Source organism: Roseicella frigidaeris (genome assembly GCF_003258945.1).
GTDB lineage: Bacteria > Pseudomonadota > Alphaproteobacteria > Acetobacterales > Acetobacteraceae > Paracraurococcus > Paracraurococcus frigidaeris.
Window position 1 is genome coordinate 172,079 of sequence record NZ_QLIX01000005.1, and the last position, 25,704, is coordinate 197,782.

Annotated in this window: 27 protein-coding genes; 9 read left to right on the forward strand and 18 right to left on the reverse strand. The window is 73.0% G+C overall.

From position 1 onward, the window contains the following. The first annotated feature begins 14 nt into the window (after nucleotides 1-14). The 3 genes from aroC to DOO78_RS09625 all read left to right on the forward strand — a co-directional run bounded on the left by aroC (nucleotide 15) and on the right by DOO78_RS09625 (nucleotide 2,887). Complete coding sequence (gene aroC, locus DOO78_RS09615; RefSeq protein ID WP_111469535.1) at nucleotides 15-1,118, forward strand: chorismate synthase; 1,104 nt, start codon at nucleotides 15-17, stop codon at nucleotides 1,116-1,118. A gap of 193 nt (nucleotides 1,119-1,311) precedes the next feature. Further along, the gene (locus tag DOO78_RS09620; RefSeq protein ID WP_111469536.1) at nucleotides 1,312-2,517 is read left to right on the forward strand and encodes a hypothetical protein; all 1,206 of its coding nucleotides are present in this window, start codon (nucleotides 1,312-1,314) and stop codon (nucleotides 2,515-2,517) included. A 226-nt stretch (nucleotides 2,518-2,743) separates the two neighbouring features. Continuing rightward, on the forward strand, nucleotides 2,744-2,887 hold the full coding sequence (locus DOO78_RS09625; protein WP_111469537.1) for a peptide chain release factor 1: 144 nt from the start codon (nucleotides 2,744-2,746) through the stop codon (nucleotides 2,885-2,887). A 75-nt stretch (nucleotides 2,888-2,962) separates the two neighbouring features. On the opposite strand, the gene DOO78_RS09630 is transcribed toward DOO78_RS09625, so the two are convergent. From DOO78_RS09630 to DOO78_RS09655, 6 genes are all read right to left on the reverse strand, one after another. After that, a complete protein-coding gene (locus DOO78_RS09630) occupies nucleotides 2,963-4,165 on the reverse strand; it encodes an acetyl-CoA C-acyltransferase (RefSeq protein WP_111469538.1) in 1,203 nt (400 codons plus the stop codon). Between the two features lie 40 nt (nucleotides 4,166-4,205). Then, entirely contained in the window at nucleotides 4,206-4,673 is a 468-nt protein-coding gene (locus tag DOO78_RS09635; protein ID WP_111469654.1) for a PaaI family thioesterase, read from the reverse strand. Between the two features lie 56 nt (nucleotides 4,674-4,729). Next, entirely contained in the window at nucleotides 4,730-5,467 is a 738-nt protein-coding gene (locus DOO78_RS09640; protein WP_111469655.1) for a TlyA family RNA methyltransferase, read from the reverse strand. 65 nt (nucleotides 5,468-5,532) lie between these two features. Next, entirely contained in the window at nucleotides 5,533-7,455 is a 1,923-nt protein-coding gene (dxs, locus tag DOO78_RS09645; protein WP_111469539.1) for a 1-deoxy-D-xylulose-5-phosphate synthase, read from the reverse strand. Further along, nucleotides 7,455-8,372, reverse strand: a complete 918-nt coding sequence (locus DOO78_RS09650) for a polyprenyl synthetase family protein (protein WP_111469540.1) — start codon at nucleotides 8,370-8,372, stop codon at nucleotides 7,455-7,457. The genes dxs and DOO78_RS09650 overlap by 1 nt, the downstream gene beginning before the upstream one ends. Nucleotides 8,373-8,413: 41 nt before the next feature. After that, nucleotides 8,414-8,647 (reverse strand): exodeoxyribonuclease VII small subunit, encoded by a 234-nt coding sequence (locus DOO78_RS09655; RefSeq protein WP_111469541.1) that lies wholly within the window; start codon nucleotides 8,645-8,647, stop codon nucleotides 8,414-8,416. Between the two features lie 395 nt (nucleotides 8,648-9,042). Between DOO78_RS09655 and DOO78_RS09660 the strand changes: the two genes are divergently transcribed. Further along, nucleotides 9,043-10,470: an MFS transporter gene (locus DOO78_RS09660; protein WP_111469542.1), complete on the forward strand. Its 1,428-nt coding sequence runs from the start codon at nucleotides 9,043-9,045 to the stop codon at nucleotides 10,468-10,470. A 140-nt stretch (nucleotides 10,471-10,610) separates the two neighbouring features. Here the strand turns inward: DOO78_RS09660 and DOO78_RS09665 are convergent, their stop codons facing one another. Then, nucleotides 10,611-11,489 (reverse strand): NAD(P)-dependent oxidoreductase, encoded by an 879-nt coding sequence (locus DOO78_RS09665; protein ID WP_165838809.1) that lies wholly within the window; start codon nucleotides 11,487-11,489, stop codon nucleotides 10,611-10,613. Nucleotides 11,490-11,689: 200 nt separating this feature from the next. On the opposite strand from DOO78_RS09665, the gene DOO78_RS09670 reads away from it, so the two are divergent. Continuing rightward, nucleotides 11,690-12,169, forward strand: a complete 480-nt coding sequence (locus DOO78_RS09670) for a CYTH domain-containing protein (RefSeq protein ID WP_111469544.1) — start codon at nucleotides 11,690-11,692, stop codon at nucleotides 12,167-12,169. Nucleotides 12,170-12,193: 24 nt separating this feature from the next. Next, a complete protein-coding gene (locus DOO78_RS09675) occupies nucleotides 12,194-12,955 on the forward strand; it encodes a sulfite exporter TauE/SafE family protein (RefSeq protein ID WP_111469545.1) in 762 nt (253 codons plus the stop codon). A gap of 48 nt (nucleotides 12,956-13,003) precedes the next feature. Here the strand turns inward: DOO78_RS09675 and DOO78_RS09680 are convergent, their stop codons facing one another. Continuing rightward, nucleotides 13,004-14,950 carry a copper amine oxidase gene (locus tag DOO78_RS09680; RefSeq protein ID WP_111469546.1) on the reverse strand — a complete coding sequence of 649 codons (1,947 nt, stop codon included), beginning with the start codon at nucleotides 14,948-14,950 and terminating at the stop codon, nucleotides 13,004-13,006. A 112-nt stretch (nucleotides 14,951-15,062) separates the two neighbouring features. Between DOO78_RS09680 and DOO78_RS09685 the strand changes: the two genes are divergently transcribed. Next, nucleotides 15,063-15,635, forward strand: coding sequence for a peptidoglycan-binding domain-containing protein (locus DOO78_RS09685; RefSeq protein WP_165838810.1), 573 nt, complete (start codon nucleotides 15,063-15,065; stop codon nucleotides 15,633-15,635). 123 nt (nucleotides 15,636-15,758) lie between these two features. Here DOO78_RS09685 and DOO78_RS09690 read toward each other — a convergent pair whose 3' ends face one another. The 4 genes from DOO78_RS09690 to sdhC form a co-directional block, all read right to left on the reverse strand. After that, nucleotides 15,759-16,541: a succinate dehydrogenase iron-sulfur subunit gene (locus tag DOO78_RS09690; RefSeq protein WP_111469548.1), complete on the reverse strand. Its 783-nt coding sequence runs from the start codon at nucleotides 16,539-16,541 to the stop codon at nucleotides 15,759-15,761. A gap of 206 nt (nucleotides 16,542-16,747) precedes the next feature. After that, nucleotides 16,748-18,559 carry a succinate dehydrogenase flavoprotein subunit gene (sdhA, locus tag DOO78_RS09695; RefSeq protein WP_111469656.1) on the reverse strand — a complete coding sequence of 604 codons (1,812 nt, stop codon included), beginning with the start codon at nucleotides 18,557-18,559 and terminating at the stop codon, nucleotides 16,748-16,750. A 101-nt stretch (nucleotides 18,560-18,660) separates the two neighbouring features. Then, the gene (gene sdhD, locus DOO78_RS09700; protein WP_111469549.1) at nucleotides 18,661-19,059 is read right to left on the reverse strand and encodes a succinate dehydrogenase, hydrophobic membrane anchor protein; all 399 of its coding nucleotides are present in this window, start codon (nucleotides 19,057-19,059) and stop codon (nucleotides 18,661-18,663) included. Between the two features lie 12 nt (nucleotides 19,060-19,071). After that, on the reverse strand, nucleotides 19,072-19,521 hold the full coding sequence (sdhC, locus tag DOO78_RS09705; protein WP_111469550.1) for a succinate dehydrogenase, cytochrome b556 subunit: 450 nt from the start codon (nucleotides 19,519-19,521) through the stop codon (nucleotides 19,072-19,074). 154 nt (nucleotides 19,522-19,675) lie between these two features. Here sdhC and DOO78_RS27440 point away from each other — a divergent pair, with 154 nt between their 5' ends. After that, nucleotides 19,676-19,816, forward strand: coding sequence for a hypothetical protein (locus DOO78_RS27440; protein WP_165838811.1), 141 nt, complete (start codon nucleotides 19,676-19,678; stop codon nucleotides 19,814-19,816). 6 nt (nucleotides 19,817-19,822) lie between these two features. Here the strand turns inward: DOO78_RS27440 and DOO78_RS09710 are convergent, their stop codons facing one another. Further along, nucleotides 19,823-20,137: a DMT family transporter gene (locus DOO78_RS09710; RefSeq protein ID WP_111469551.1), complete on the reverse strand. Its 315-nt coding sequence runs from the start codon at nucleotides 20,135-20,137 to the stop codon at nucleotides 19,823-19,825. 270 nt (nucleotides 20,138-20,407) lie between these two features. Here DOO78_RS09710 and DOO78_RS09715 point away from each other — a divergent pair, with 270 nt between their 5' ends. Beyond that, nucleotides 20,408-20,818, forward strand: coding sequence for a helix-turn-helix transcriptional regulator (locus DOO78_RS09715; RefSeq protein ID WP_111469552.1), 411 nt, complete (start codon nucleotides 20,408-20,410; stop codon nucleotides 20,816-20,818). Between the two features lie 144 nt (nucleotides 20,819-20,962). Here the strand turns inward: DOO78_RS09715 and DOO78_RS09720 are convergent, their stop codons facing one another. The 5 genes from DOO78_RS09720 to DOO78_RS09740 form a co-directional block, all read right to left on the reverse strand. Further along, on the reverse strand, nucleotides 20,963-22,735 hold the full coding sequence (locus DOO78_RS09720; protein WP_111469553.1) for an ABC transporter ATP-binding protein: 1,773 nt from the start codon (nucleotides 22,733-22,735) through the stop codon (nucleotides 20,963-20,965). A 12-nt stretch (nucleotides 22,736-22,747) separates the two neighbouring features. Further along, nucleotides 22,748-24,061, reverse strand: coding sequence for a CCA tRNA nucleotidyltransferase (locus DOO78_RS09725; RefSeq protein WP_243634483.1), 1,314 nt, complete (start codon nucleotides 24,059-24,061; stop codon nucleotides 22,748-22,750). Nucleotides 24,062-24,071: 10 nt separating this feature from the next. After that, nucleotides 24,072-24,323: a hypothetical protein gene (locus DOO78_RS09730; RefSeq protein ID WP_111469555.1), complete on the reverse strand. Its 252-nt coding sequence runs from the start codon at nucleotides 24,321-24,323 to the stop codon at nucleotides 24,072-24,074. A 117-nt stretch (nucleotides 24,324-24,440) separates the two neighbouring features. Then, nucleotides 24,441-25,046, reverse strand: a complete 606-nt coding sequence (locus DOO78_RS09735) for a CoA pyrophosphatase (RefSeq protein WP_243634484.1) — start codon at nucleotides 25,044-25,046, stop codon at nucleotides 24,441-24,443. Between the two features lie 37 nt (nucleotides 25,047-25,083). Beyond that, nucleotides 25,084-25,629, reverse strand: a complete 546-nt coding sequence (locus DOO78_RS09740; protein ID WP_243634485.1) for a DUF1285 domain-containing protein — start codon at nucleotides 25,627-25,629, stop codon at nucleotides 25,084-25,086. Nucleotides 25,630-25,704: the final 75 nt, after the last annotated feature.

A 25,704-nucleotide genomic window follows, 5' to 3' on the forward strand; every position in this document is an offset into this window, starting at 1 on the left:
GGCCGCGGCGCCCCATGTCCCACAACAGCTTCGGCCATCTCTTCCGCGTCACCACCTGGGGCGAGAGCCATGGCCCGGCCATCGGCTGCGTCGTCGATGGCTGCCCGCCGCGCCTCGCCCTGACGGAAGCGGACATCCAGCCCTTCCTCGACCGCCGCCGCCCCGGCCAGTCGAAATTCGTCACCCAGCGGCAGGAGCCGGACCAGGTCCGCATCCTCTCCGGCACCTTCGAGGGGCTGACCACCGGCACCCCGATCGCCCTGCTGATCGAGAACCAGGACCAGCGCAGCCGCGACTACGGCGAGATCAAGGACCGCTTCCGCCCCGGCCATGCCGACCTGGCCTATGAGCTGAAATACGGTATCCGCGACTATCGCGGCGGCGGCCGCTCCTCGGCGCGGGAGACCGCCATGCGGGTGGCCGCCGGCGCCGTGGCCCGGCGGGTGCTGGAGGGCGTGACGATCCGCGGCGCCCTGGTGCAGATGGGCCCCGACCGCATCGACCGCGCCGTCTGGGACTGGGCGGCGGCCGAGGAGAACCCCTTCTTCTGCCCCGACCCCGCGGCGGCGCGGCGCTGGGAGGCGATGCTGACCGAGGCGCGGAAATCCGGCTCCTCCCTCGGCGCGGTGATCGAGCTGGTGGCCGAGGGCGCCCCACCCGGCCTCGGCGCCCCGGTCTACGGCAAGCTCGATGCCGACCTCGCCGCGGCGCTGATGAGCATCAATGCGGTCAAGGGCGTCGAGATCGGCGAGGGCTTCGCCGCCGCCGCCCTCTCCGGCGAGGCCAATGCCGACGAGATGCGCATGGGCGCGGATGGCCGCGTGCTGTTCGGCGACAACCATGCGGGCGGCATCCTCGGCGGCATCTCCACCGGCCAGCCCATCGTCGCCCGTTTCGCGGTGAAGCCCACCTCCTCCATCCTGACGCCGCGCCGCTCGGTGGACCGCTTCGGCCAGGAGGTGGAGGTGCTGACCAAGGGGCGGCACGATCCCTGCGTCGGCATCCGCGCCGTGCCGGTGGGCGAGGCGATGCTGGCGATCACCCTCGCCGACCACCTGCTGCGGCACCGGGCGCAGAACCCGGACGCCCCGGGCGAGGCGCGGCTGCCGCGCAACTAGGGCAGATCCCGATCAGGTGGACTCACCTGATCGGGTGAAGATGCTCTGAAAACAAAAGCCTAGGGCGCCGCGGCCTGGATGCCGGGCCGAAAAAACGCCGTACTATAGTAGGGGCTCTGGAACGAGGCCGCCCGCTTGACGCTCCGTGAGGTGGCCGGGAAGCTTCGGTCACCGAGGAGTGTGAGACACGGCCATGCCCTTCGCTGATCCGCAAGCGGAGCTCCCCGCGCTCAATGCCTTCATCGCCCTCTGCGGCGAGGCCCAGTGGTCGGCGCGCGTCGCGGAGCTCGGCCTGCGGGCGCAGCCCGGCTCCCGCTCGGGCCGGGCGGCGCAGCAGCGGCATGCCCTCGAACTCATCCTGTCGCGCCTCGCCGAGGGCCGGCCGGCGGCGCGGGCCACGCCGACCGAGCAACGCCTCTGCCTCCTGGCGCAGGAAGCGGTGACGCTGGCCGAGACCCTGCCCGCCGCCGGCCGGCGGACGCTGCAGGACCGGATCCTCGCCGGGCTGACCGGCCCGGCGACGCTGATCCCCCTCTTCCACCTGCTGCGCACCGCGGCGCTGCTGCGCCAGCGCGGCTTCACGCTCCGTTTCGACGGGCTGGCGGCGGATGCGCCCTACGACATCCTGGCCGAGCGCGGCGGCGCCACCGCCGAGCTGGTCTGCGAGACGGTCTCGGCCGAGGAGGGCCGGCCGGTGCATCGCGGCGACTGGTGGGCCTTGGTCGACGCCATCGACCCGGAATTGCAGACCTGGCTGGCGGCGCATCCCGGCCGCTACCTGCTGAAGATGACCCTGCCCGAGGGCATCTCCGGCGCCGAGCAGCTGGCCGAGCTGCAGCGGCGGATCTCGGGGCTGCTGAGCGCCGAGCGGCGGCAGGATGCCGGGGCGCAGGCGGTGCTGAAGCTCGATCCGCTCATGCTCGCCGGCGCGCAGCTGCAGGACATGCCGGGCGGCCTGCCGGCCCGGTTGCGGGCCCTTTTCGGGCCCGAGGCGCATCTCGCCGTCACCACCGGCCGGGATGGCGGCAGCGTCTTCGCCATGGCGGCGCGGGCGGGGCGGGAGAACGAGATCGCCGGCGCGGTCAGCCGCCGCGCCACGGAGGCGGCGGCGCAGCGGCTGACCGGCCGGCATCCCGGCATCCTGGCCATCTTCCTCGACGACCTCGACCGCACCGACTGGCAGGCCCTACGGGGCGAGCATCTCGAGCTCGAGGGCGCGGTGCGCCGCTTCCTCACCACCGCCGCGGCGCGTCGGGTGGTGGCCGTGTCCTGCACCTCCCGCTTCGAGATGTTCGGGGCGCCGGATGCGGTGGCGGAGGGGGAGCTGCGCTTCCGCAACCCGGCCCATGCCGCCGCCCGGCAGCCCGGCCTGGCGCCGGCGATCCTGTCCTCGATGTGACGGGCGGCCGGGGCCGGCCAGCCCCGGCGCGGCGACCCGTCACAGTTTTGACATCGCCGTGCCGAATTGTTGCACCGCGCAACTGCCAAGTTTCAGCTACGTTTCCAGACAGCTTCGCTGGACGCTGCCGCTCAGGGGAGTTGCGGGAGAGCAAGATGCCTGGGCGCGTGAACCGGCCTTGGTCGATAGCTGCCGCAGCCGCCACCAAAACGGGAGACAAGCTTGCATGACCGAGCGTGAATTCGAGGCCAAGCTTGCCGAGCTCGACAGGCTCCTGAACGATCCGGAGATCCGCATGGACCCGGACCGGGTCTGGTCCCTGCTGGCCGAGATCAGCTCTCAGGATATGCGTGGGGCCGCCGGGGCCTGACCTCGGCCACGGAGGACGGTTCGGGGCCGCCGATGCCAGGCATCGGCGGCCCTTTTCGTGTCGGATCAGCCCGTATCAGGCCACCTCGAACAGGCCCGCCGCCCCCTGGCCGCCGCCGATGCACATGGTGACCACCACGTACCGCACGCCGCGACGCTTGCCCTCGATCAGCGCGTGGCCGGTCATGCGGGCGCCGCTCATCCCATAGGGATGGCCGATGGCGATGGCGCCGCCATCGACGTTCAGCCGGTCATTCGGGATGCCGAGCGTGTCGCGGCAATAGAGCACCTGGCAGGCGAAGGCCTCGTTCAGCTCCCAGAGTCCGATATCCTCCATGGCGAGGCCATGCTGCTTGAGCAGCTTCGGGATGGCGAAGACCGGGCCGATGCCCATCTCGTCCGGGTCGGTGCCCGCCACCGCCATGCCGCGATAGATCCCGAGCGGATGCAGGCCGCGGCGGGAGGCCTCGGCCTCCTCCATCACCACGCAGGCCGAGGCGCCGTCCGAGAGCTGGCTGGCATTGCCGGCGGTGATGAAGCGCCCCTCCTTGATCCGCTGCCCGTCCTTGAAGACCGGCTTCAGCGAGGCCAGGCCCTCGAGCGTGGTGTCGGCGCGGTTGCCCTCGTCCCGGGCGAGGGTGACCTCCTTGCGGCTCACCTCCCCCGTCGCCTTGTCCTGCACCAGCATGGTGCTGGTCAGCGGCACGATCTCCTGCTCGAAGCGGCCCGCCGCCTGTGCCGCGGCGGTGCGCTGCTGCGATTGCAGGGCATAGGCGTCCTGCGCCTCGCGGCTGATGCCGTAGCGGTCGGCGACCACCTCGGCGGTCTCCAGCATGCTCATGTAGAGCTGCGGCACGTGCTGCTCGAGCCAGGGGTCGCGCGTGCGGTGGCGGTTCATCTTGTCGTTCTGCACGAGCGAGATGGATTCGAGGCCGCCGCCGACCGCCACCTGCATGCCGTCGACGATCACCTGCTTGGCCGCGGTGGCGATCGCCATCAGGCCGGAGGAGCATTGCCGGTCCACCGACATGCCGGGGACGCTCTGCGGCAGACCGGCGCGCAGCGCGCAGGCGCGGGCGAAATTCGAGCCCTGGCTGCCCTGCTGCAGCGCCGCCCCCATGACGACGTCCTCGACCTCGGCCGGATCGAGCTTCGCCCGCTGCACTGCGGCGGCGATGGCATGGCCGCCGAGCGTCGGGGCGGGCGTGTCGTTGAAGGCGCCGCGATAGGCGCGGCCAATCGGCGTCCGCGCGGTGGAGACGATGACGGCTGTGCGCATGCTGGTTTCTCCCTTGTCGTCGGTCTTCGGGCCGGCCGGTTCAGGCGCTGCCGAGAATCTTCCACACCCCGTCGCCATGGACCAGGGTCCGGCCGCCCGAGCTGAGCAGGCCGCGGACGAAGACCACGCTCTTCGTCGCGCGCAGCACCTCGCCGCGGCCGGTCACCAGCTCGCCGAGCCGGCCCGGGACGATGAAATGGGTGTTGAGCTGCACCGTGGTGACGGGGCGCCGGCCCGCCGCCTCCCAGACCGTCATGCCGAGCACGTCGTCGAGGAAGCTCATCAGCATGCCGCCATGCACCACCCCGCCGATATTGAGGTGCCGCTGCTCCGGCAGGAAGGCGTATTCCCACCCCTCGCCGGCGCGGCGGGCGAGGAAGGGGCCGATCATGGCCGGGTAGTCCTTGGCGGGCACCGGCTTCCAGCCCTCGGCCTTGAGGTCGGGCGGCACGGCATGGCCGGGCTTCAGGTCCGGATACCGGACCTCCTGGGGGGCGATATCGTCCATGCGCCGGGTATAGCGGCGGCGGCGCGCGGCGTCATGGCCGGCCAGGGCCGCGGCCTTCATCCCTCCCGGCGGGCGGCGATGAGGAATTCCCGGTTGCCCTCCGGCCCGAGGATCGGGCTCGGCTCGATGCCGGCCACCCGCCAGCCCGGCAGCCCGCCCCACCATTCGGCGATCCGGGTGCAGACGGCGCGGTGCACCGCCGCATCCCGCACCACCCCGCCCTTGGCGACCGCCGGCCCGACCTCGAATTGCGGCTTGATCAGCGCGACGGCCCAGGCGCCGGCGGCGCAGAAGGAGAGCGGCCGCGGCAGCACGGTGGCGAGGCCGATGAAGCTGGCGTCGCAGACCAGCAGGCCCGGCGCCTCCGGCACCTGGGCCGGCTCCAGGTAGCGGGCATTCACCCGCTCCAGCACCACCACCCGCGGGTCGTTGCGCAGCCGCCAGGCGAGCTGGCCATGCCCGACATCGACGGCATAGACCCGCGCCGCCCCGTGCTGCAGCAGCACGTCGGTGAAGCCGCCGGTCGAGGCGCCGATGTCGAGGCCGACGCGCCCCTCCGGCGAGAGGCCGAAATGCCCGAGCGCATGCGCGAGCTTCACCCCGCCGCGGGACACCCAGGGATGGTCCTGGCCTCGCACCTCGAGCGCGGTGCCGGGCGGCAGCATCTGGCCGGATTTCTCGATCCGCCGCTCGCCGGAATAGACCTTGCCGGCGAGGATCAGGGCCTGGGCCCGGGTCCGGCTCTCCGCCAGCCCGCGATCCACCAGCGCCTGGTCGGCACGCTCCTTGGCGATGGTCTGCACCCCCGTCCTTCCGCGGCGGGCCGCGGCGGGCCCCGGCCGTCCCGCCGCCGCCGGTGTCAGGCCCGGGCGGGCCGTGCCGCCGCGCCGCTGCCCAGCGCCGAGACCGCCATGGCGACGATCTGGGCCGCGTTCAGCCCCGCCTCGTCATACTGCTTCCGCGGGTTGTCGTGGTCGATGAAGCGGTCCGGCAGGCACATCGGCCGCACCTTCAGCCCGGCATCCAGCATCCCGCGCAGCGCCAGGTGCTGCAGCACGAAGCTGCCGAAGCCGCCAACCGAGCCCTCCTCGATGGTGATCAGCACCTCGTGCTCGCGCGCCAGGCGCTCGACCAGCGCCGTGTCGAGCGGCTTGGCGAAGCGGGCATCGGCGACGGTGGTGGAGAGGCCGCGCGCGCCCAGCTCCTCGGCCGCCCGCAGGCATTCGGCCAGCCGCGTGCCGTAGGAGAGGATGGCGACGGAGCTGCCCTCGCGGATGATGCGGCCCTTGCCGATCTCGAGCGGCGTGCCGCGCGCCGGCAGCTCGACGCCGAGCCCCTCGCCGCGCGGATAGCGGAAGGCGCTCGGGCGGTCGTCGATGGCGGCGGCGGTCGCCACCATGTGCATCAGCTCCACCTCGTCGCTCGGCGCCATCAGCACGATGCCGGGCAGGCAGCCGAGATAGGCGATGTCGAAGCTGCCGGCATGGGTCGCGCCATCGGCCCCGACCAGCCCGGCGCGGTCCATGGCGAAGCGCACCGGCAGGCCCTGCAGCACCACGTCGTGCACCACCTGGTCGTAGGCGCGCTGCAGGAAGGTGGAGTAGATGGCGCAGAAGGGCTTCATCCCCTCGGTCGCCATGCCGGCGGCGAAGGTGACGGCGTGCTGCTCGGCGATGCCGACATCGAAGCTGCGCTTGGGGAAACGCTTGCCGAAGGCATCGAGCCCGGTGCCGGACGGCATGGCGGCGTTGACCGCGACGATGCGCGGATCCGCCTCCGCCTCGGCGATCAGCGCGTTGGCGAAGACCTTGGTGTAGGAGGGCGGGCCGGGCGGCGCCTTCTGCTGCTCGCCGGTGATGACGTTGAACTTCTGCACGCCGTGGTACTTGTCGGCGCTGGCCTCGGCCGGGGCGTAGCCCTTGCCCTTCTTCGTCACCACATGCAGCAGGATCGGCTCCTGCATCTCCTGGTCGCGCAGGTTGCGCAGCACCGGCATGAGGTGGTCGAGGTCGTGCCCGTCGATCGGGCCGACATAGTAGAAGCCCAGCTCCTCGAACAGGGTGCCGCCGGTGAGCAGCCCGCGGGCATACTCGTCCGCCCGCTTGGCGACGCGCTCGACCGGCGCCGGGAAGCGCCGCGCCAGCTTGGCCATCATGTCGCGGATCGAGAGGAAGGGCCGCGAGGAGACGACCTTCGACAGATAGGCGCTCATCGCCCCGACCGGCGGGGCGATCGACATGTCGTTGTCGTTCAGGACGACGATGAGGCGCGACTTCTCGGCGCCGGCGTTGTTCATCGCCTCATAGGCCATGCCGGCGCTCATCGCGCCGTCGCCGATCACCGCGATGACGTTGCGGGCATCGCCCTTCAGGTCGCGCGCCACGGCCATGCCGAGGCCGGCCGAGATGGAGGTGCTGGAATGCGCCGCGCCGAAGGGGTCGTACTCGCTCTCGCTGCGGCGGGTGAAGCCGGAGAGGCCGCCGCCCTGGCGCAGCGTGCGGATGCGGTCGCGCCGGCCGGTCAGGATCTTGTGCGGATAGGCTTGGTGGCCGACATCCCAGATCAGCCGGTCGCGCGGCGTCTCGAACACCGCGTGCAGCGCGACGGTGAGCTCGACCACGCCGAGCGAGGCGCCGAGATGGCCGCCGGTCTGGCTGACGGCGTGGATCGTCTCCGCGCGCAGCTCGTCCGCCAGCCCCTTGAGCTGCTCGGTCGAGAAATTGCGCATATCGGCGGGAATTCGGACCCGGTCGAGCAGGGGCGTGGAGGGCGGTGCCGACATCAGCTCCTCCGCTCGATGGTGAAGTCTGCGAGCATGCGCAAGAGGTCGCCCCTCCGTCCAAAACCGTCAAGGTGGCCCTTCGCCTGGGCCACCAGCCGCTCCGCCTGCAGCCGGGCCCGGTCGAGGCCGAGCAGCCCCACCAGCGTCGCCTTGCCCGCCTCGGCATCCTTGCCGGTGGCCTTGCCGGCCTCCTCGGCGCTCACGGTGGCGTCGAGCAGGTCGTCGGCGATCTGGAAGGCAGCGCCGAGGTCGCGGCCATAGGCGAGCAGGGCATGCCGCTGGGCCAGCGGCGCCTTGCCAAGGATGGCGCCGGCCTCGGCGGCGAATTCGATCAGCTTGCCGGTCTTCAGCGTCTGCAGCCGGCCGATCGCCACCTCGTCGAGCGGCGCGCCGGCGCGCTCGGCCAGCATGTCGAGCATCTGGCCGCCGCACATGCCGCGCGGGCCGGCGGCCCGGGAGAGGCAGCGCACCAGCTCGGCCCGCACCGCCGGATCGGGATGCGTGTCCTCCTCGGCGAGCACGGTGAAGGCGTGGCTCTGCAGCGCGTCGCCGGCGAGGATGGCGGTGGCCTCGTCGAAGGCAATGTGCACGGTGGGCTTGCCGCGGCGGAGATCGTCGTCGTCCATCGCTGGCAGGTCGTCATGCACCAGGGAATAGGCGTGCACCATCTCGATCGCCGCCGCGACCCGGAGCGCCGCCTGGCGGGAGACGGCGAATTGCCGCGCGCCCTCGAGCACGAGGAAGCCGCGCAGCCGCTTGCCGCCGCCGATCGCGGCGTAGCGCATCGCCGCGTAGAGCGGCGCCTCGGCGCCCTCCTCGGGCGGCAGCAGCACGGCGAGGGCCTGATCGATCTCGGCCGCAGCCTCGGCCATGGCGCGCGACAGGGACTGCGACGCGGCCTCGGTGGTGGTGCTCATCGCTCTGGCGACCTCACTTAGGCAACCCCATCTGGGCAACCTCACTCGACATCGCGCAGCGTCGGCCCGCCCGGCCCCTCGACGATGGCCTGCACCTTCGCCTCGGCCTCCGCCAGCTTCCGTTCGCAATGCTGCCGCAGCGCCGATCCGCGCTCGTAATCCGCGATCGCCTGGGCCAGGGTGCCCTTGCCCCCCTCCAGCGACCGCACGATCTCCTCCAACTCCTGCAGCGCGTCCTCGAAGGACAGCGCGGCCAGCTCCCGCTGTGCCGTCATGATGCCCGTTCTGTCCCCTTCCGGCGCGCCGGGCGGTCCCGCTCCCCAAACGGGGGCGTCCGGCTCGAACCCCCATCATACATCGCGCGCGGCCATGGCAAAACCTCGCCGCGCCCAGGAAAGCGGCAAGCCCGGCGGCGCGTGTCGCGCACGCGACACAGCCGCGCGGCGAGGCGGCCGGCGCGAGTTATATATTCCCTGTCCGCACCGTTACGCATGAACCCATCGTCGCCGCACCGTGACGGAGATGTTGCCGCGCCGGCTGCTCCCATCGCAGCATGGCCACCGGTGCCGGCCCGCCCGCGGGACCGGCCCGAGCGCAGCAATGGTCCGGACACGCAACAGGATGCGGCCGAGCATGAACACATGCCGGCGGGACCGAGAGGAGGACGTCCATGAGTTCGACAACGCTCGGCGGCGGTGCGCCGCGCCAACCGGTAGCCTGCGAATTATTCGCCGGCGATGCAGCCCTCCCCCCGGCCGCGGGCCCGCTGGAGGAGCGGCATCTGCGCTCGGCCGCCTACCGCAACGCGGCGCAGCAGGAGCGGCTGACCAAGACCCATTGGCACATCGCCTGGGCGAATGGCCTCGGCTGGGGCTTCGATGGCATGGACGGGGCCATCTTCTCCCTCGTCGCGCCGCTGGTGATGGCGGAGTTCGCCGTCTCGCTGCCGGAATACCGCACCGGCGTGCAGATCGCGATGCTGGTCGGCATCATCGGCCTCTATCTCTGGCCCTGGCTGGCGGACCGCTTCGGCCGGCGCACGCTGCTGGCCATCAACATCGCCATGTTCTCGCTGATGATGCCGCTGGTGGCGCTGGCCCCGACCTGGGGCTTCTTCGTCGCCGCCTACTCGATCGTCCGCTTCGCGCTCAACGGCGAATGGGCGATCGGCTCCATGCTCGTGGCCGAGACCTGGCCGGCGCGGCTGCGCGCCCGCATCGTCAGTTGCAACCGCGCCGCCTGGGGCGTCGGCGCGGCGCTGGCCGGCACCATCACCGCCCTCGTCGTCGGGCAATGGGGCTGGCGCGGCGCCTTCGTGCTGCCGGCGGTCGTGGCGCTGCTCGCCGTCTATGTGCGCTTCCTCTGCCCGGAATCGCCCTACTGGGTGCGCACCACCGACCGCAAGCAGCGCATCCGCGCCGAGATCGCGGCCGGCCGGACGCTGAGCGACGAGGACCGGCAGTGGTTCAGCAAGGCCGACAAGGTGGGGCTGCGGCAGCTCTTCCTGCCGGACATGCGCCGCAACACCATCCTGGCGACCTTCGTCGCCGTCACCAACCTCATCGCCTTCTCGACCGTCGGGCTCTGGATGCCGCTCTTCCTGAAGGAGGCGCATGGCTGGACGACGGCGGAGTACAGCAGCTTCTACATCGCCTGGGGCCTGATCGGCGTGGTCGGCATCGCCGGCGCGGGCTGGATCTCCGACCTGCTCGGCCGGCGGCTCGCCTTCGTGCTGATGCTGGTCGAGGGCGCGATCTTCCTCACGCTCTGGATCTATTCCGTGGACCGGACGCTGCTCTGGATCTTCGGCCTGCTCTGGAGCATCGGCTTCCTCGGCGTCTGGGGGCCGGCGACCACCTATACCGCCGAGATGTACCCGACGCGCATCCGCGGCGTCGGCAACGGCTTCTCCTGGGCCCTCGCCTTCTTCATCGGCTACGTGCTCTGGCCCTTCGTCTCGGTCTGGATCCGCGAGGCGACGGGCAGCTTCCACCTCGCCTTCCTCGTCATCCCGGTCTTCATGCTGGGCCAGGCGGCGGTGGTGTGGCTGTTCAGCCCGGAGCATGCCGGCAAGGACCTCGACGGCATCCACACCTGAGCCCGGCGGCCCGGCGCCGCGGCATCGTCACCCGATCAGGTGAATCCACCTGATCGGGACCTGCTCCAGACCATGGTCCGGGCCGTTGTTTGATCGCGTGAGTCACGCGTCTCGGTGAGTCCACCTCAGGCGATCACGCTCTATCGCGGCAGCCCGGCGAGCCGCGACAGCACGGCATGCACGGCGGCGGTGTCCTCCTCGCCATGGCCCTCGGCCAGCGTCGCCGCATGCAGCGGCAGCACGGCGCTGAACAGCGGCAGCGGGCAGTCCAGCGCCGCGGCGAAGCCGCCGATCACCGCGAGGTCCTTGCTCCAGAGGGCGTTGCGCATGGTCGGCGGCGCGTAGCGGCGCGCCGCCATCATCGGCGCCCGCAGCTCGAAGACGCGCGAGGTGCCGGCGCCGCTCCGCACCAGCTCGAAGACCCGCTCCGGATCGAGGCCGGCCTTCTCCGCCAGCACCATCGCCTCGGCCGCGGCGAGGTTGTGGATCGCCACCAGCAGGTTAGCGACGAGCTTCATCCGGGTGCCGTTGCCGAAGGCGCCGAGGTCGTGCGTGGCCCGCGCGAAGCCGGCGAAGAGCGGCGCGCAGCGGCCGATCGCCTCGCTGTCGCCGCTGGCATAGACGACGAGGTCGCGCCGCGCCGCCTGCGCCCCGGTGCCGGAGAGCGGGCAGTCGAGCATGACATGCCCAGCCGCGCGCAGCACCGCCTCCGCCTCCTGCTTGTCCTCGAGGGCGAAGGTGCTGGTCTCGACCAGGATGCGCGGCGGCAGCCCGGCGCCGGCGACCGCCTCGGCGGTGGCCCGCAGCGCCGACGCCGCCGGCAGGCTGGAGAGCAGCAGCGGCGCCTCGCGCGCCGCCGCCGCGGCATCGGCCAGGATGCGCAGGCCATCGGCGGCGAGGGCGGCGCAGCGGGAGGGATCGGGATCGACGCCGAAGACGCGCCATCCCTCCGCATGCAGGTTGCGGGCGATGGCGCCGCCCATGATGCCGAGGCCGATGATGCCGACCGTCCGCTCCATGATCCTTCTCCTCCCCGGTGCGCGCAGTGTCGCGCAGGCGCGCGGCGCCGTGAACCATGGGGTGGGCGGCCGACTGGATGCCGCCCCGGGGCCGCCGCGCCGCGATCCCGGGATCGCGTCTTGTCCTCGGCGGCCAGGCGCGCCATCCCTCCGCATCGGCGCGCCAGCCGCGCCATGGGGCAGAGGCAGGGGGAGCCGCCATGGCCACCGAGATCGAGCGGAAATTCCTTGTCGCCGGCGAGGGCTGGCGGCGCGCCGCCCTCGGCCCCGGCCTGCCCTACCGCCAGGGCTACCTGCCGAATGGCGGCGGCCCCGATGCGCCGGTGGTGCGGGTCCGCCTCGCCGGCGCGGCGGGCGTGCTGACGATCAAGGGCCCCGGCCTGACGGTGCGCGCCGAGTACGAGTATCCGATCCCGGCCGCGGACGCGGCGGCGATGCTGGCGACGCTCTGCGTCCCGCCGGTGCTGGAGAAGACCCGCACGCGGGTCGCGCATGCCGGGCTGATCTGGGAGGTGGACGAGTTCGCCGGGCCATTGGCCGGCCTGGTCCTCGCCGAGGTGGAGCTGGCGCGGCCGGATCAGGCGGTCGCGCTGCCCGACTGGGTGGGACGCGAGGTGAGCGGCGATCCCCGCTACCTCAACAGCAACCTCGTCCGTGCCGGCGCCCCGCCCGCGCCCTGAACGCGACGGCAGCGAGACCGTCCCATGGCTGCACTGCCCTCCCTGCCGCAGGGCGCGGCGCTCGCCTGGCTGCTGGTCGCGGCGCTCGCGGCCGGGCTGGCGCGCGGCTTCTCCGGCTTCGGCGCGGCGCTGATCTTCGTCCCCCTCGCCTCCATCGGCCTCGGCACCCGGCAGGCGGCGCCGCTGATGCTGGTGATCGAGGTGCTCGCCATCGCGCTGCTGACGCCGGCCGCCTGGCGCATCGCCGATCGCCGGGAGGTCGGCTGGCTCAGCCTCGGCGCCGCCCTCGGCACGCCGCTCGGCGCCACGGTGCTGGCGCTGGCCGATCCGCTGGCGCTGCGCTGGGGCGTGGCGCTGGTGATCCTCGGCCTGCTCGGCCTGCTCGTCTCCGGCTGGCGCTTCCGCGGGACGCCCTCGCGGCCGGTGACGCTGGGGTTCGGGCTGGCCGGCGGCGTGCTCGGCGGCGTCGCCATGGTGAGCGGCCCGCCGGTGCTCGCCTACCTGCTCGGCCGCGACGGGCCGGCGCGGCAGCTGCGGGCGGATTTCGCGCTGTTCCTGGCGGCGGGCGCGGTCTTCATCGGCATCGCCTATGCGATGGCGGGCCTGCTGGAGGCGACGCTGCTCGGCCCCTTCGCCGTCGCGGCGCCGGCCTATGCGCTCGGCATCGGCCTCGGCGCGCGCGCCTTCGGCCTGGCCAGCGAGCGGGTCTTCCGCCTCACCTGCTACGGCATGATTGCCGTCGCGGCGCTGCTCGGCCTGCCGGTCTGGGACCGGCTGCTGCTCTGACCGGCGGCCCGGCCGCGGCGGAGCGCCCCCGCCCCGCCGCGGCCTGCCTCAGGGCTGGCGGTAGTCCCGCCGCAGCGTCATCGCCGGGTTGCGGGTGAAGAAGCCATAGGGCTTCAGCTCGATCCGGTGCCATTTCGTCGGCAGCACCGGCCAGTCCTCCGGCCGGGTCAGGTGGTGGAAGCCCATCGTCGCCCAGAGGACGAGATCGGCATCCTCGACCGACCGCCCGCGCGCGACGAAGCGCGGCAGCCCGTCGCCGCCCCGCGCCTGGTTCGGCCAGGGCCCGGCGGCATGGGTCTCGGCCGGATCGTAGGCGGTGACCCAGAGCGGCGCGGCGGTGAAGGCGGCCCGGCGCTGCGGGAAATCCTCCGGGTCGAGCAGCGAGGTGGCGCCATGGCCGAGGATCACCTCATAGCCCGGATGATGGCCGAGCGCCGTGGTGACGCCCGGGTTCACCACCCGCCAGACCTCCGGCGCATGCCCGGGCGTGACCGCGCCCTCGACCGGCATCGGCACGGGCTCCGGCGCCCAGAGGCTGCGGCGCGGCGTGCCCGCCTCCGCCACGCGCGGCACCAGCCGCTCGCGCCGGAAGCCGTTGGCCGGGCCATCGACATCGAGGTCGAGGCGGAAGGAGATGTAGTGGTCGTGCCAGACGCCGACCGCGCCCGGCGCGACCAGCATGCCGGTCGCCGCCTCCTGCGCCGCGCCGGGATCGGCCATGCTGCGGGCCGCGACGCCCTTCACCGCATCCATCCCCGTCGCGCCGACCTCGATGCGGATCTCGCCGCGCTGGGTGAAGACCCAGTCCATGACGTAGTCGTAATTGCCGACCGTCGGGATGCCGCGCACCACCAGCTCGATCTCCGGCCGGCCCTCGTAGCTCTGGTCCACCAGCTCGGCATGGCGCCAGGCAGGGCTGCCGGTGTCGCGCTCGAAGACGCAGAGCACGCGCGGCAGCTCGATCGGCTTGCCGTCGTCGCCGGGCAGGGTGGCGTTCAGGAACTGCGCCTGGGCCGGGCAGTCGGTGCCGGGATGGAGCGCCGAGGCGAGCGCGCCGAAGCCGTACTCGCCGATATCCATGTAGGAGCGGTAGTACCAGGCCTCGGAGGCATCCATGTAGGGCACGAACATCTCCGAGGCATGGCCCTGGTAGAGCACCATGCGGTCCCGCCCGTCCTCCGCCCAGCGGGCGAGCGAGAGGACGGGGCCGAAGCGGCGGTCGAGCCGGAGATGGAAGCGCCAGTGATCCCAGACGACCTGCTGCCCGGCGATGACGGCATTGCCGCCCAGCGGCGCCGATTGCCGCACCGGCCGCAGCGGCGCGCGCAGATCGGGGAGGCTCGCCTCGTCGGCGCGGTCCGGCCCCTCGCGCACCGGCACCACGCCGGTGTCGACGACGCGGAGCACCCGGCCGGCGCCGAGATCGACGATGGCGAAGAGCCCCTCGATCGGCCGCCCGTGCACGGTGGTGCGGGCGCCCCGGGTCTCGTAGCAGGGCACGCGCAGCAGCCGCCTGCCCTGCTCCTCCGCGGTGCCGAACCAGCCGACGGTGAGCGGCGCGCAGAAGAGGCTGTCGAAGGCCGTGTAGCCGCGCCGGCGCATCGCCGCCTGCCAGTCGGGATCGGCCATGGTGAGCGTCGAGGCCTGCTCCCATTCCTCGAGCAGCACGCCGGATTGCGCCCCCGGGATCGGGCGCGGCCCGTCGACGCGGCGCGTGGCGAGGTCGATGCCGGCCTCGGCCATGGCGGCGCCGCGGCGGAGCACGACATGCGCCCGGCGCGGCGCCGGCTGGTTGCCGAGCACCGCCGCCTTCGCCGGCTCCTCCAGCTCGATGGCCACGTAGCGGGTCGCATCGTCCGCGGCGCCGGCCTGGCGCAGCGCGGCGACGGCGGCGTCGATCTCCGCCGCGCTGAGCGGATCGAGCGGATGCGCCGCCGCGCCCCCCGCCAGCATCAGGACCGCGCCGAAGCCCCAGCGCGCCAACCAGCCCGGCATGCCCCCTCTCCCTTGCTGCAGCGCCGTATCACAGCCGCTTCGCCGCCGAACCGCGAGGGGTTTTCCGGTGTTCCGGTGCAAGGACCTGCCATCGAATCGGAAAGGAAGCGCGATGCAACGCCTCGGATCCTGGCTGGCGCCCCTGCTCGTGGCCGGGGCCCTGGCGGCGCCGGCCCTGTCGCAGCAGGCGCCCTCGCTGGTCTACATCCAGCCGCTCGCCCCGGCGGCGGTGACGGCGGTGCAGGAGCGGCTGAAGCAGGCCGGCACCTATGCCGGCAAGGCCGACGGCATCTGGGGCCCGGACAGCCAGGCGGCGCTGGAGCGCTTCCAGGTGGCGCACGGGCTGGTCCCCTCGACCCAGCTCAACCCGGCGACGGCGGCAACCCTCGGCCTCAGCCCGAGCGAGCTGCTCGCCGCCGGCCCCGGCGCGGGCCCGGCGCCGGGCACGCCGGCGGCGATGGCCACCGAGCCGCTGAACCCGGCGGCGGTGCGGAACATCCAGACGCGGCTGAAGGCGCTGAATTTCTATCGCGGCGAGGTGGACGGCGCCTGGGGCGCCAGCACCCAGGCGGCCATCGAGCGCTTCCAGCAGGGGCGCGGGCTGCAGGCGACGGGGCAGATGAACCCCGTCACGGCGCGCGAGCTCGGCCTCGATCCCAACAACCTCGCCGCGCCGGCGCGATAGAACGCCCCGCAAAGCCGTGAAGCGGCTTTGCGGCCACCCAGGAAGGCCCCACTACCGCAGGCGCATCACACAGCCTGCCGCAGCGACGCCGTGGCCTGGCCCGCGATCCGGCGGGCCCGCGCCTCAGCTATCGCGCTCGACCATCATCTGCTTGATCTTGCCGATGGCCTCGGCCGGGTTCAGCCCCTTCGGGCAGGTCCGGGTGCAGTTCATGATGGTGTGGCAGCGGTAGAGCCGGAATGGGTCCTGCAGGGCGTCGAGGCGCGAGCCAGTCGCCTCGTCGCGGCTGTCGGCGATCCAGCGATAGGCCTGCAGCAGCACTGCCGGGCCGAGATAGCGGTCGCCGTTCCACCAGTAGGAGGGGCAGGCGGTGGAGCAGCAGAAGCAGAGGATGCACTCCCACAACCCGTCGAGCTTGGCGCGCTCCTCCTTCGACTGGCGCCGCTCGCCATCCGGCGGCGGCGGGGTGTCGGACTTCAGCCAGGGCTCGACGGAGCGGAGCTGCGCGTAGAGCTGCGACAGGTCCGGCACCAAGTCCTTCACCACCGGCATATGCGGCAGCGGGCTGATCTTCACGTCGCCCTTCACGTCCTCGATCGGCTTGAGGCAGGCCAGCGTGTTCAGCCCGTCGATGTTCATCGAGCAGGAGCCGCAGATGCCCTCGCGGCAGGAGCGGCGGAAGGTGAGGGTGCTGTCGACCTCGTTCTTGATCTTGATGAGCGCGTCGAGGACCATCGGGCCGCACTTGTCGAGGTCGATCTCGTAGGTGTCGGTGTGCGGGTTCTGCCCGGAATCGGGATCGAAGCGGTAGATCCGGAAGGATTTCACGTTCTTCGCGCCGGGCTCGGCCTTGAAGGTCTTGCCTGGCTGGACCGTGCTGTTCTTCGGAAGCGTGAAGGTGGCCATGGGTCAGGTGGTTCCCTGGGCAGGCCGCCGCGGGGCAGGAGCGCCCGCCGGCAGGGACCGGCCCGACAAGCGGAGGAGGAAGGCGGGGCGCACCATGCGCCCTGCTAGAGCGACGGCCGCTCGGGCGGGCAGGCCCGATCGGGGGACGCCGCCCTGGAACCAGGGGGCCGGAGCATGGGCCGTGATCGCATGGGCGCGGCCGATGCCTAGTAGATGCGCGCCTTCGGCGGGAAGACCTGGACCTCGTTGGTGAGGGTCCGCATCTTCACGTCGCGGTAGTCGAGTTTCACGTTGCCCTTCTCGTCAACCCAGGCGAGCGTGTGCTTCATCCAGTTCTGGTCGTCGCGGTCGGGGTAGTCCTCCTGCGCATGCGCGCCGCGGCTCTCCTTGCGGGCATCGGCGCCGACGATGGTGGTCATCGCGTTGCCGATGAGGTTGTCGAGCTCGAGCGCCTCGACCAGGTCGCTGTTCCAGATCAGGCTGCGGTCGGCGATCTTGATGTCGTCGTAGCCGGCATGGACCTTCTTCATCTTGTCCACGCCCTCGCGCAGCAGCTCGGAGGTGCGGAACACCGCGGCATGAGTCTGCATGGTCCGCTGCATGTTGAGCCGCAGCTCGCCGACCATCGTGCCGCCCTTGGCGTTGCGCACGCGGTCGAGCCGGTCGAGCGCGCGCTCGCCCGCCTTGGGCGGCAGCGGCGGCTGGCCGGCGCCCGGCTTCAGCGTGTCGGCCGCCCGATGCGCCGCGGCGCGGCCGAAGACGACGAGGTCGAGCAGCGAGTTGGTGCCGAGCCGGTTGGCGCCGTGGACGGAGACGCAGGCCGCCTCGCCCACCGCCATCAGCCCGGGCACCACGCGGTCCTGGTCCTCGGCGGTCGGGTTCAGCACCTCGCAATGGATGTTCGTCGGGATGCCGCCCATGTTGTAATGGACGGTCGGGAGCATCGGGATCGGCTCCTTCGTCACGTCCACCCCGGCGAAGATCTTCGCCGTCTCGGAGATGCCGGGCAGCCGCTCGTGCAGGATCTCGGCGCCGAGATGCTCGAGATGCAGGTGGATATGGTCCTTCAGCGGCCCGACGCCGCGGCCCTCGCGGATCTCGATCGACATGGCGCGGGAGACGACGTCGCGGCTGGCGAGGTCCTTCGCGGTCGGGGCGTAGCGCTCCATGAAGCGCTCGCCCTCGGAGTTGGTGAGGTAGCCGCCCTCGCCGCGGGCGCCCTCGGTCACCAGGCAGCCCGAGCCGTAGATGCCGGTCGGGTGGAACTGCACGAACTCGTTGTCCTGCAGCGGCAGGCCGGCGCGCAGCACCATGCCGCCGCCGTCGCCGGTGCAGGTATGGGCGGAGGTGCAGGAGAAATAGGCCCGGCCGTAGCCGCCGGTCGCCAGCACCACGGTCTGGGCGCGGAAGCGGTGGATCGAGCCGTCCTCGAGGCACCAGGCCATGACGCCGCGGCAGGCGCCCTCCTCGTCCATGATCAGGTCGAGGGCGATGTACTCGACGAAGAACTCGCAGTTGTGCTTCAGGCTCTGCTGATAGAGCGTGTGCAGGATGGCGTGGCCGGTGCGGTCGGCGGCGGCGCAGGCGCGCATGGCCGGCGTCTTGCCGTAGTGCTGCATGTGGCCGCCGAAGGGCCGCTGGTAGATCTTGCCGTCCTCGGTGCGCGAGAAGGGCACGCCGTAATGCTCGAGCTCGATGATCGCCGGGATCGCCTCGCGGCACATATACTCGATGGCGTCCTGGTCGCCGAGCCAGTCCGACCCCTTCACGGTGTCGTACATGTGCCAGCGCCAGTCGTCCTCGCCCATGTTGCCGAGCGCGGCGCCGACGCCGCCCTGGGCGGCCACGGTGTGGCTGCGGGTCGGGAAGACCTTGGTGATGCAGGCCGTCTTCAGGCCGGCGGCGCCCATGCCGAAGGTGGCGCGCAGCCCGGCGCCCCCGGCACCCACCACCACCACGTCATAGGTGTGGTCGATGATCCGGTAGGCGCCCTGCGAGGGCATGCTGATCGCGTTCATCATCCGTGTCCCTATCCGCCCCCGTCCCGCGCCAGGCGGGGCGATCCGGGGCCCAAGGCCGCCGCGGCACGGCCGCGCCGTCCCTCATTCACCCTCGTGCCTCAGACGGCGATGCGGAGGACCGCTAGCGCCGAGGCGATGGCCAGCAACCAACAGATGGCCCTGATGCCGTAGATTCCGGCGACCTTGGCCCATTCCCGATTTGCATAGTCCTCAATGATCACCTGCATACCGGCGGCGGTATGGTGGAAGGCGAGCGCGATCGCGGCCAGCAGCAGCACCGCGTTGAAGGGATGCGCGATCCAGGCGCGCGTCACCTCATAGGGGGCGCCGGCGAGCGAGGCGGCGGAAAGGGCGAACCAGAGCGTCAGCGGCAGCAGCGCCACCGAGGTCAGGCGCTGCAGCAGCCAGTGATGCGTGCCGCCATGGGCGGAGCCGAAGCCGCGCACCCGGCCGAGCGGCGAGCGCATCGTGGCGTCGGCGGCATGTTCCTTGGCCATCGGTGGAGATCCTCAGCGGGCCCAGGCGACGATGGCGATCAGCCAGGTCAGCACGGTCATCGCCGCCGTCCCGATCAGCACCGCCTGGCCCGTCTTGTAGGTGGTCGGAATGTCGAAGCCGTAGCCGGCATCCCAGGCGAGGTGCCGGAGGCCGTTCAGCGTGTGGAACCAGGCCGCCGCCGTCAGGCCGAAGAGGCCGAGCACGCCGAGCCAGGAGGAGAGGAACCAGGAGACCGTGCCGTAGGCGCCGGGGCCGGAGGCGGTGGCGACCAGCCACCAGACCAGCACCAGCAGCCCGACCGACCAGACCACCCCGGTGATGCGGCCGCTGATGGAAAGGGCACTGGTCAGCTGCATCATGTCGTACACCTGCAGGTGCGGCGACAGGGGGCGGCGGATGGGCGTGCCGTCCGTTCGGCGACCGAACATGGTCGCCTCGCGCGAGTCCTGCATGATGGACATCGGTATCCTTCACTCCTGCGGCTGGGCCGGGCCGGGCGAGGTGCGGCTTTCCTGCGTCACGCCTTCTATGGTGCCGTGCGGCATAGCGTCAATTGCACCAGGTCGCGCGCATCGTGATCGACAGGGCTTATTTAGGAATGATATCCTATGACCCATGCCCGAACGCCAGCCGCCGCCCGCCTTGCCCGCGCCGCGTCCGCCCCTGCTGCAGCGGCTCCGCCCCTGGGCGGATTTCCTGCAGCGGCTGCTGGTCGCGATCGCCGCGGCGCTGGCGATCTGGAAAGGGCTGCGCTGACGGCGCTCACTCCACCATCTTGAGGCCGGCGACGCCACCGAGGATCAGGGCCAGGCAGAGGATGCGGCCGGCGCTGGCCGCGTCGCCCTCCACCGCCATGCCCCAGAGCGCCGTGCCGAAGGCGCCGATGCCGACCCAGACGGCATAGACCGTGCCCATGGGCAGCACCTGCAGCGCCCGCGACATGCAGTAGAAGCTGACCCCCATGGCGGCGAGGGTGGCGGCGCTCGGCAGCAGCCGGCTGAAGCCCTCGGTGTATTTGAGCAGCACCGCCCAGACGATCTCGAAGCCACCGGCGATCGTCAGCCAGACCCAGGCCATCCCATCCTCTCCCGGCTTTGATGGGCGTCCTCCGGTTTCGACCGCGCAGGGTCCGCGCCGGGACGCCGGGCCCAGAAGGGGCCAGGATGGCTCCCTGGACCAGCGCGTATCCCGCCCCCCTGCCCTGCATGCGCCCGGCACCGGCCGGGCCCCTGATCGAGGAGAGCCGCCCTGCCCCGCGCCGCCACCCCGCCGCCGCCCGGCTTCACCGAGTCGGAGCTCGACGCGCTGCTCCTCGGCCTGTGCCTGGTTGCGGAGCGAGAGGACCCCATGGCCGAGACGGCGGCCAGGACGGCCCTGGCCAAGCTCGTCGCCCTGCTGCCGCCGCCCCGGCCGCCGGGGCCCGCGCCGGCGCCGCGCGGGCGGGCCCGCACCACCGGGCCCGAGCCCGCCGCCTCGCATCCGGCCACGATCCGCCAGGCCATCGCCGCCGAGCAGCGGCTGCATCTGCGCTATGCCGATCGCCAGGGCGCGGGGTCGGACCGCATCATCTGGCCCATCGCCCTCGACGATTCCGGCCGGCCCGGGATGCTGGCCGCCTGGTGCGAGCTGCGGCGGGATTTCCGGCATTTCCGCCTCGACCGCATCCTCGGGGTCAGGCCGGCCGGCGGGCCCATGCCGAAGCGGCGGCGCCTGCTGCTCGCCGAATGGCGGCTGCGGCAGGACGAGGCGGGTTATTGATCCCGACGGCCGTTGCTGGTGCCCCATCAACGGCCCCATGGGCAGTCCCTTGGGCGCCGGGCGCGAACCGTTGGAAGCGCCGCCGGCGGTTGCGGGCCTGACGCGCCACCCTCGCTGCAGGCCGGCCTGGCGCGGCCCGGCCGCTCAGCCCGCCGGCACCGCCTCGCCGCCGAAGGCCTGGGTGCGCACCAGCCGCGCATAGAGCCCGTCCGCGGCCATCAGCGCCGCATGCGTGCCCTGCTCCACCGCCCGGCCCTCCTGCATCACCACGATGCGGTCGGCCTCGCGCACCGTCGCCAGCCGATGCGCGATGACCAGCGTCGTCCGCCCTTGCCGCAGCCGGGCCAGCGCCGCCTGCACCAGCGCCTCGTTCTCGGCATCGAGGGCGCTCGTCGCCTCGTCCAGCAGCAGCACGCGCGGGTCGCGCAGCAGCGCCCGGGCGAGGGAGATGCGCTGCTTCTGCCCGCCCGAGAGCCGGCCGCCGCCGGGGCCGAGCAGGGTGGCGTAGCCCTGCGGCAGGGCGGCGATGAAGTCGTGCGCCGCCGCCGCCCGCGCCGCCGCCTCCACCTCGGCGGCGGTGGCATCGGGCCGGCCGCAGGCGATGTTGGCGAGGACGGTGTCGTCGAAGATCACCGCCTCCTGCCCGACATAGGCGATGGCGTCGCGCAGGCTGGCCAGCGTCACCGCCCGCACATCGGCGCCGTCCAGCAGCACCCGGCCCGCGGTGACGTCGTAGAGCCGCGGCACCAGGGCGAGGGCGGTCGACTTGCCGGCGCCCGAGGGGCCGACCAGCGCCACCGTCTCCCCCGGCGCGGCCGTGAAATCGAGGCCGGCCAGCGCCCGGTCCGGCGTGCCCTCATAGGCGAAGCCGACCGATTCGAAGACGACGCGGCCCCGCCCGTCCGGCAGCGGCCCGGCGCCCGGCGCCTCGCGGATGCCGCGCGGCGCGTCGATGACGGCGAAGACCCGGGCGAGGCCGGCCAGCCCCTCCTGCAAGGCCGCGTTCAGCGAGCCGAGGGCCCGCACCGGGCGGGAGGCGATCAGCAGCGCCGCGACGAAGCCGGTGAACTCGCCGACCGTGCCCTGCCCGGTCGAGACCCGCCAGCCGACGAAGCCGAGCACGGCGGCGACGGCGACGCCGCCCAGCGCCTCCAGCATCGGGTCGAGGCTGGCGCGGGTGCGGGCGATGCCGAGCAGGCTGTCGCGCAGCCGGGCGAAGGTGCGGTTGGCGCGCGCCTCCTCCGCCGCCTCCAGCCGGTAGGCGCGCACCACCCGGGCGGCGGCGAAGCTCTCGGTGAGCTGCGCCGCGGTCTCGCCCATCCGCTCCTGCACCCCGCCCGAGGCGCGCCGGATGCGCTTGCCGAGGCGGAGGATCGGCAGCACCGCGACCGGGTACATGGCGGCGGCGATCAGCGACATCTGCCAGTCGAGCCAGACCATCGAGGCGACCAGGCCGAGGACGGTGAGGATGTCGGCGCCGCCGTTGATCGACTTGGTCAGCGCCTCGCGGATCGCCGCCGCATCGACGGTGAAGCGGCTGGCATGGCGGGCGGGCGCCTCGCGCAGCACCGTGGCGAGGTCGGCGCGGGTGAGCGCCCGGAACAGGTCGCCCTGCACCGCCTCGATCACCCGCAGCACGACGGATTGCACCGCCACCGCCTGGCCGTACTGCGCCAGCGCCTTGCCCAGGGTCACGCCGATGATGACCAGCGGCAGCAGCCAGGCGAGGTTCGGGTCGTTGGCGCTGAAGCGGTCGAAGCCCTGCTGGATGACGACCGGATAGAGGGCGGTGAGGCCGGCCAGCGCCAGGGTGCAGAGCACGGCGAGGGCGATGCCGCGGCGGTGCCGCGCCAGGTAGTCGCGCAGCAGGCGCCGGATCAGCGCCCGGGAGGAGGGGTCGGCGGGGAGGACGGCCATGGCGGCCGGGGTTTATCGGATCGGTGGGTCGGCGGCCAATTCTCGGAGGTGGGCGAGGCAGGCCGCGCGGTCGGCGGTGCAGCCGCCGGCGAGCCACCAGGCCTCGACCCCCCGCAGCCACCGCCCCAGATCGGGACCGGGCTCAAGGCCGATCTCGAGCGCATCCCGCCCGAGCAGGGGGAATTCCGGCATCGCCATCGTGGCGATGCGGGCCCGCAGATGGTCCCAATCGGCCGGGTCGCCCCGCCGCTGCCGTGCCTGGTTCAACCATTGCTGGCGGATCAGCAGCCGCCGCGCATCGAGACCGCGCGCTTGCTGGGCGGTGAGGTAGAGGCCCCGGCGCAGATCGCCGTCATCGGCCGCCGGCCCATAGGCATCGCCGCGACGGATCATGACATCCTCCGTCCGCCGGGCATCCGCCAACACCTCCGCCGTGCCAAAACCCTGGAGCATCCGGACCTCGGCCGTCGAAGGACGCAGGCGGCGGCGGATGGCATCGAGCGCGGCGAAGTCGCCGAGCAAAGCGGCGAAGCGGAGCAGCGGGTCAGGGTCCTCTCCCGCAGCGGCCATGATCCGGACCAGCTCGTCCAGCGTCTCGCGCCGCCCCGCCTCCGGCAGCACAGCGCCCAGCACCCCCGTCTCCGCCATCAGCGCCAGCGCCGCGCGTGGGTCGGGCGCCGCCAGCAGCCGCTTCAGCTCCATCCAGACCCGCTCGGCCGAGAGCCGCGCCAGCCCCGGCACCGCCGCGCGGATGGCCGCGACCGCCGCCGGATCGGGCGCGCCCCGGCCATAACGGGCCTGGAAGCGGAAGAAGCGCAGCGCCCGCAGATAGTCCTCGGCCAGCCGCGTCGCCGGGTCGCCGACGAAGCGCACCCGCCCGGCGGCGAGGTCCGCGCGGCCGCCGAAATAGTCCCAGAGCTCGCCGGCGCCGCTCATCGACATGGCGTTGATGGTGAAGTCGCGCCGCGCCGCGTCCTCGCGCCAGTCGGTGGTCCACTCGACCTCGGCATGCCGGCCATCGGTGGCGAGGTCGCGGCGCAGGCTGGTCACCTCGACCGGCTCGTGGTCGAGCACCGCGGTCACCGTGCCATGGGCGAGGCCGGTCTCGGCCACCTTCAACCCGGCGGCGCGCAGCCGGGCGGCGATCGCCGCGGGCGGCAGCGGCGCGGCGACGTCGATATCGTGCACCGGCCGGCCGGCGAGCGCGTCCCGCACCGCCCCGCCCACCGCCCGCGCGCCGGGCAGCGCCGCGAGCACCGCCGCCGGCGCGCCGCGGCCGAGGAAGGCCGGCGGCGCCACCCGCGCGACCGGCGGGTCCGCCGTCACCGCCCACCTCTCATCGGCCGCTCCCCGGCTGGCCCGGCACCACCCGGCCATCGGGGCCGAGCTGCGCCGGCACATAGGCCTCGTGCGGCCGCATCGAGACCGAGAGCCCGAACCAGAGGGCGAAGAGGAACATCAGCAGCACCCCCGCGAGCCCGGCCAGCACCACGCGCGGCCCCGGCTCGATGCCCGGGTTGAACCAGCGCCAGAGCGCATAGGCCGCGAAGGGCAGGAGGAAGAGCAGGAATTCGAGGAGATAGGGCATCGGGGCGCCGTGCGACAGGGTGGCGGGAGCAGCAGCAACGCGGCGCCGGCGCGTGCATCGCGCGCGGCGGCCTCACCGGGCGGCGCGCGGTCCGGGGATGCGGCCGCGCCGCCGCGCTCAGGCCGGGCGCGCCGGCGCCCCGCGCAGCACCCGCGCCAGGTTCACCAGGATCGCCGCGGTCGCGCCCCAGATGTAGTGGCGCTCATGCGGCCAGACCCAGAAGGTCCGGGTCCGCCCCTTCCATTCCGCCGTCCGCCGCTCCGGCGCCGCCGGGTCCAGCACCACCGCGAGGGGCAGCTCGAAGGGCTCCTCCACCTCGGCCGGGTCGGGCACGAGGTTGAGCGGCGGCGGCACCAGCCCGACCACCGGGGTGATGTGGAAGCCGGTGCCGGTGCGGTGCTCCGGCAGCCGGCCGAGCAGCTCCGGCAGGCGGGGATCGAGCCCCACCTCCTCGGCCGCCTCGCGCACCGCGGCCGCCTCGGGCGTCTCGCCCGCCTCGATCCGGCCGCCGGGGAAGCTCACCTGCCCGGCATGCGAGGAGAGGCGCGCGGCGCGCAGCGTCAGCAGCACCGTCGGCGCCGGATGCAGCACGATCGGCACCAGCACCGCCGCCGGCCGGGCCGGCAGCAGGGCGCGGTCCTCGGCATCGTCGAAGCCGGTGGGCTCGGCCAGCGCCAGCGCCGCCGGGTCGGCCAGGCGGGCGGCGATCTCGGCTGGCGTCACGCCGCGGCTGCCGGGGAGCCGGCCAGGCGAGCCTGCCTCATTCCGCCGCGACGTCGAGCGCGCCGATCTCGTCGATCGGGAAGAAGGCGCCCTCGCTCCAGACGCCGAGCACCTCGCGGCCATCGACCGTCTCGGTCTGGCCGAGCGCCACCAGCTCGTAGAAGACCGGGCGGCTGATGCGGGCCTCGATCCCCGGGCGGAGCGTGACATAGGGCCGCGGCTCGCGCGTCACCGGGTCCACCTGGACGCGGATCGGATGCTCGGCATCCGCCGTCACCACCTGGTCGAGATTGGTGCGGAAGCTGAGGCATTGCCGCGGCTTGCCGTCGCCGCAGTCGCAATCCCGCCAGCACAGCTCGACGGCGACGAAGGGCGCGTCCTCGACATCGATCCGGCCGCGCTCGACCGGCGTCTCGAGCCAGTAGCCGCCGTCCTCGCCGCGCTGCAGCACGCTGGCGAAGAGGCAGACCAGCTCCTTGCGGCCGATCACCCCGCCCTCGTGGTACCAGGTGCCGTTCCGGTCGATCCGGATGTCGTAATGGCCGGCCTCGCGCTTGCCGCGCGCCGCGGCCTTGCGGGGCATGGCATCCCTGGGGGCGTTCCCAGGGGCGTTCCCAGGGGCGCTCCCAGAGCCCGCCGCCGCGCCCGGCCCGCCCGA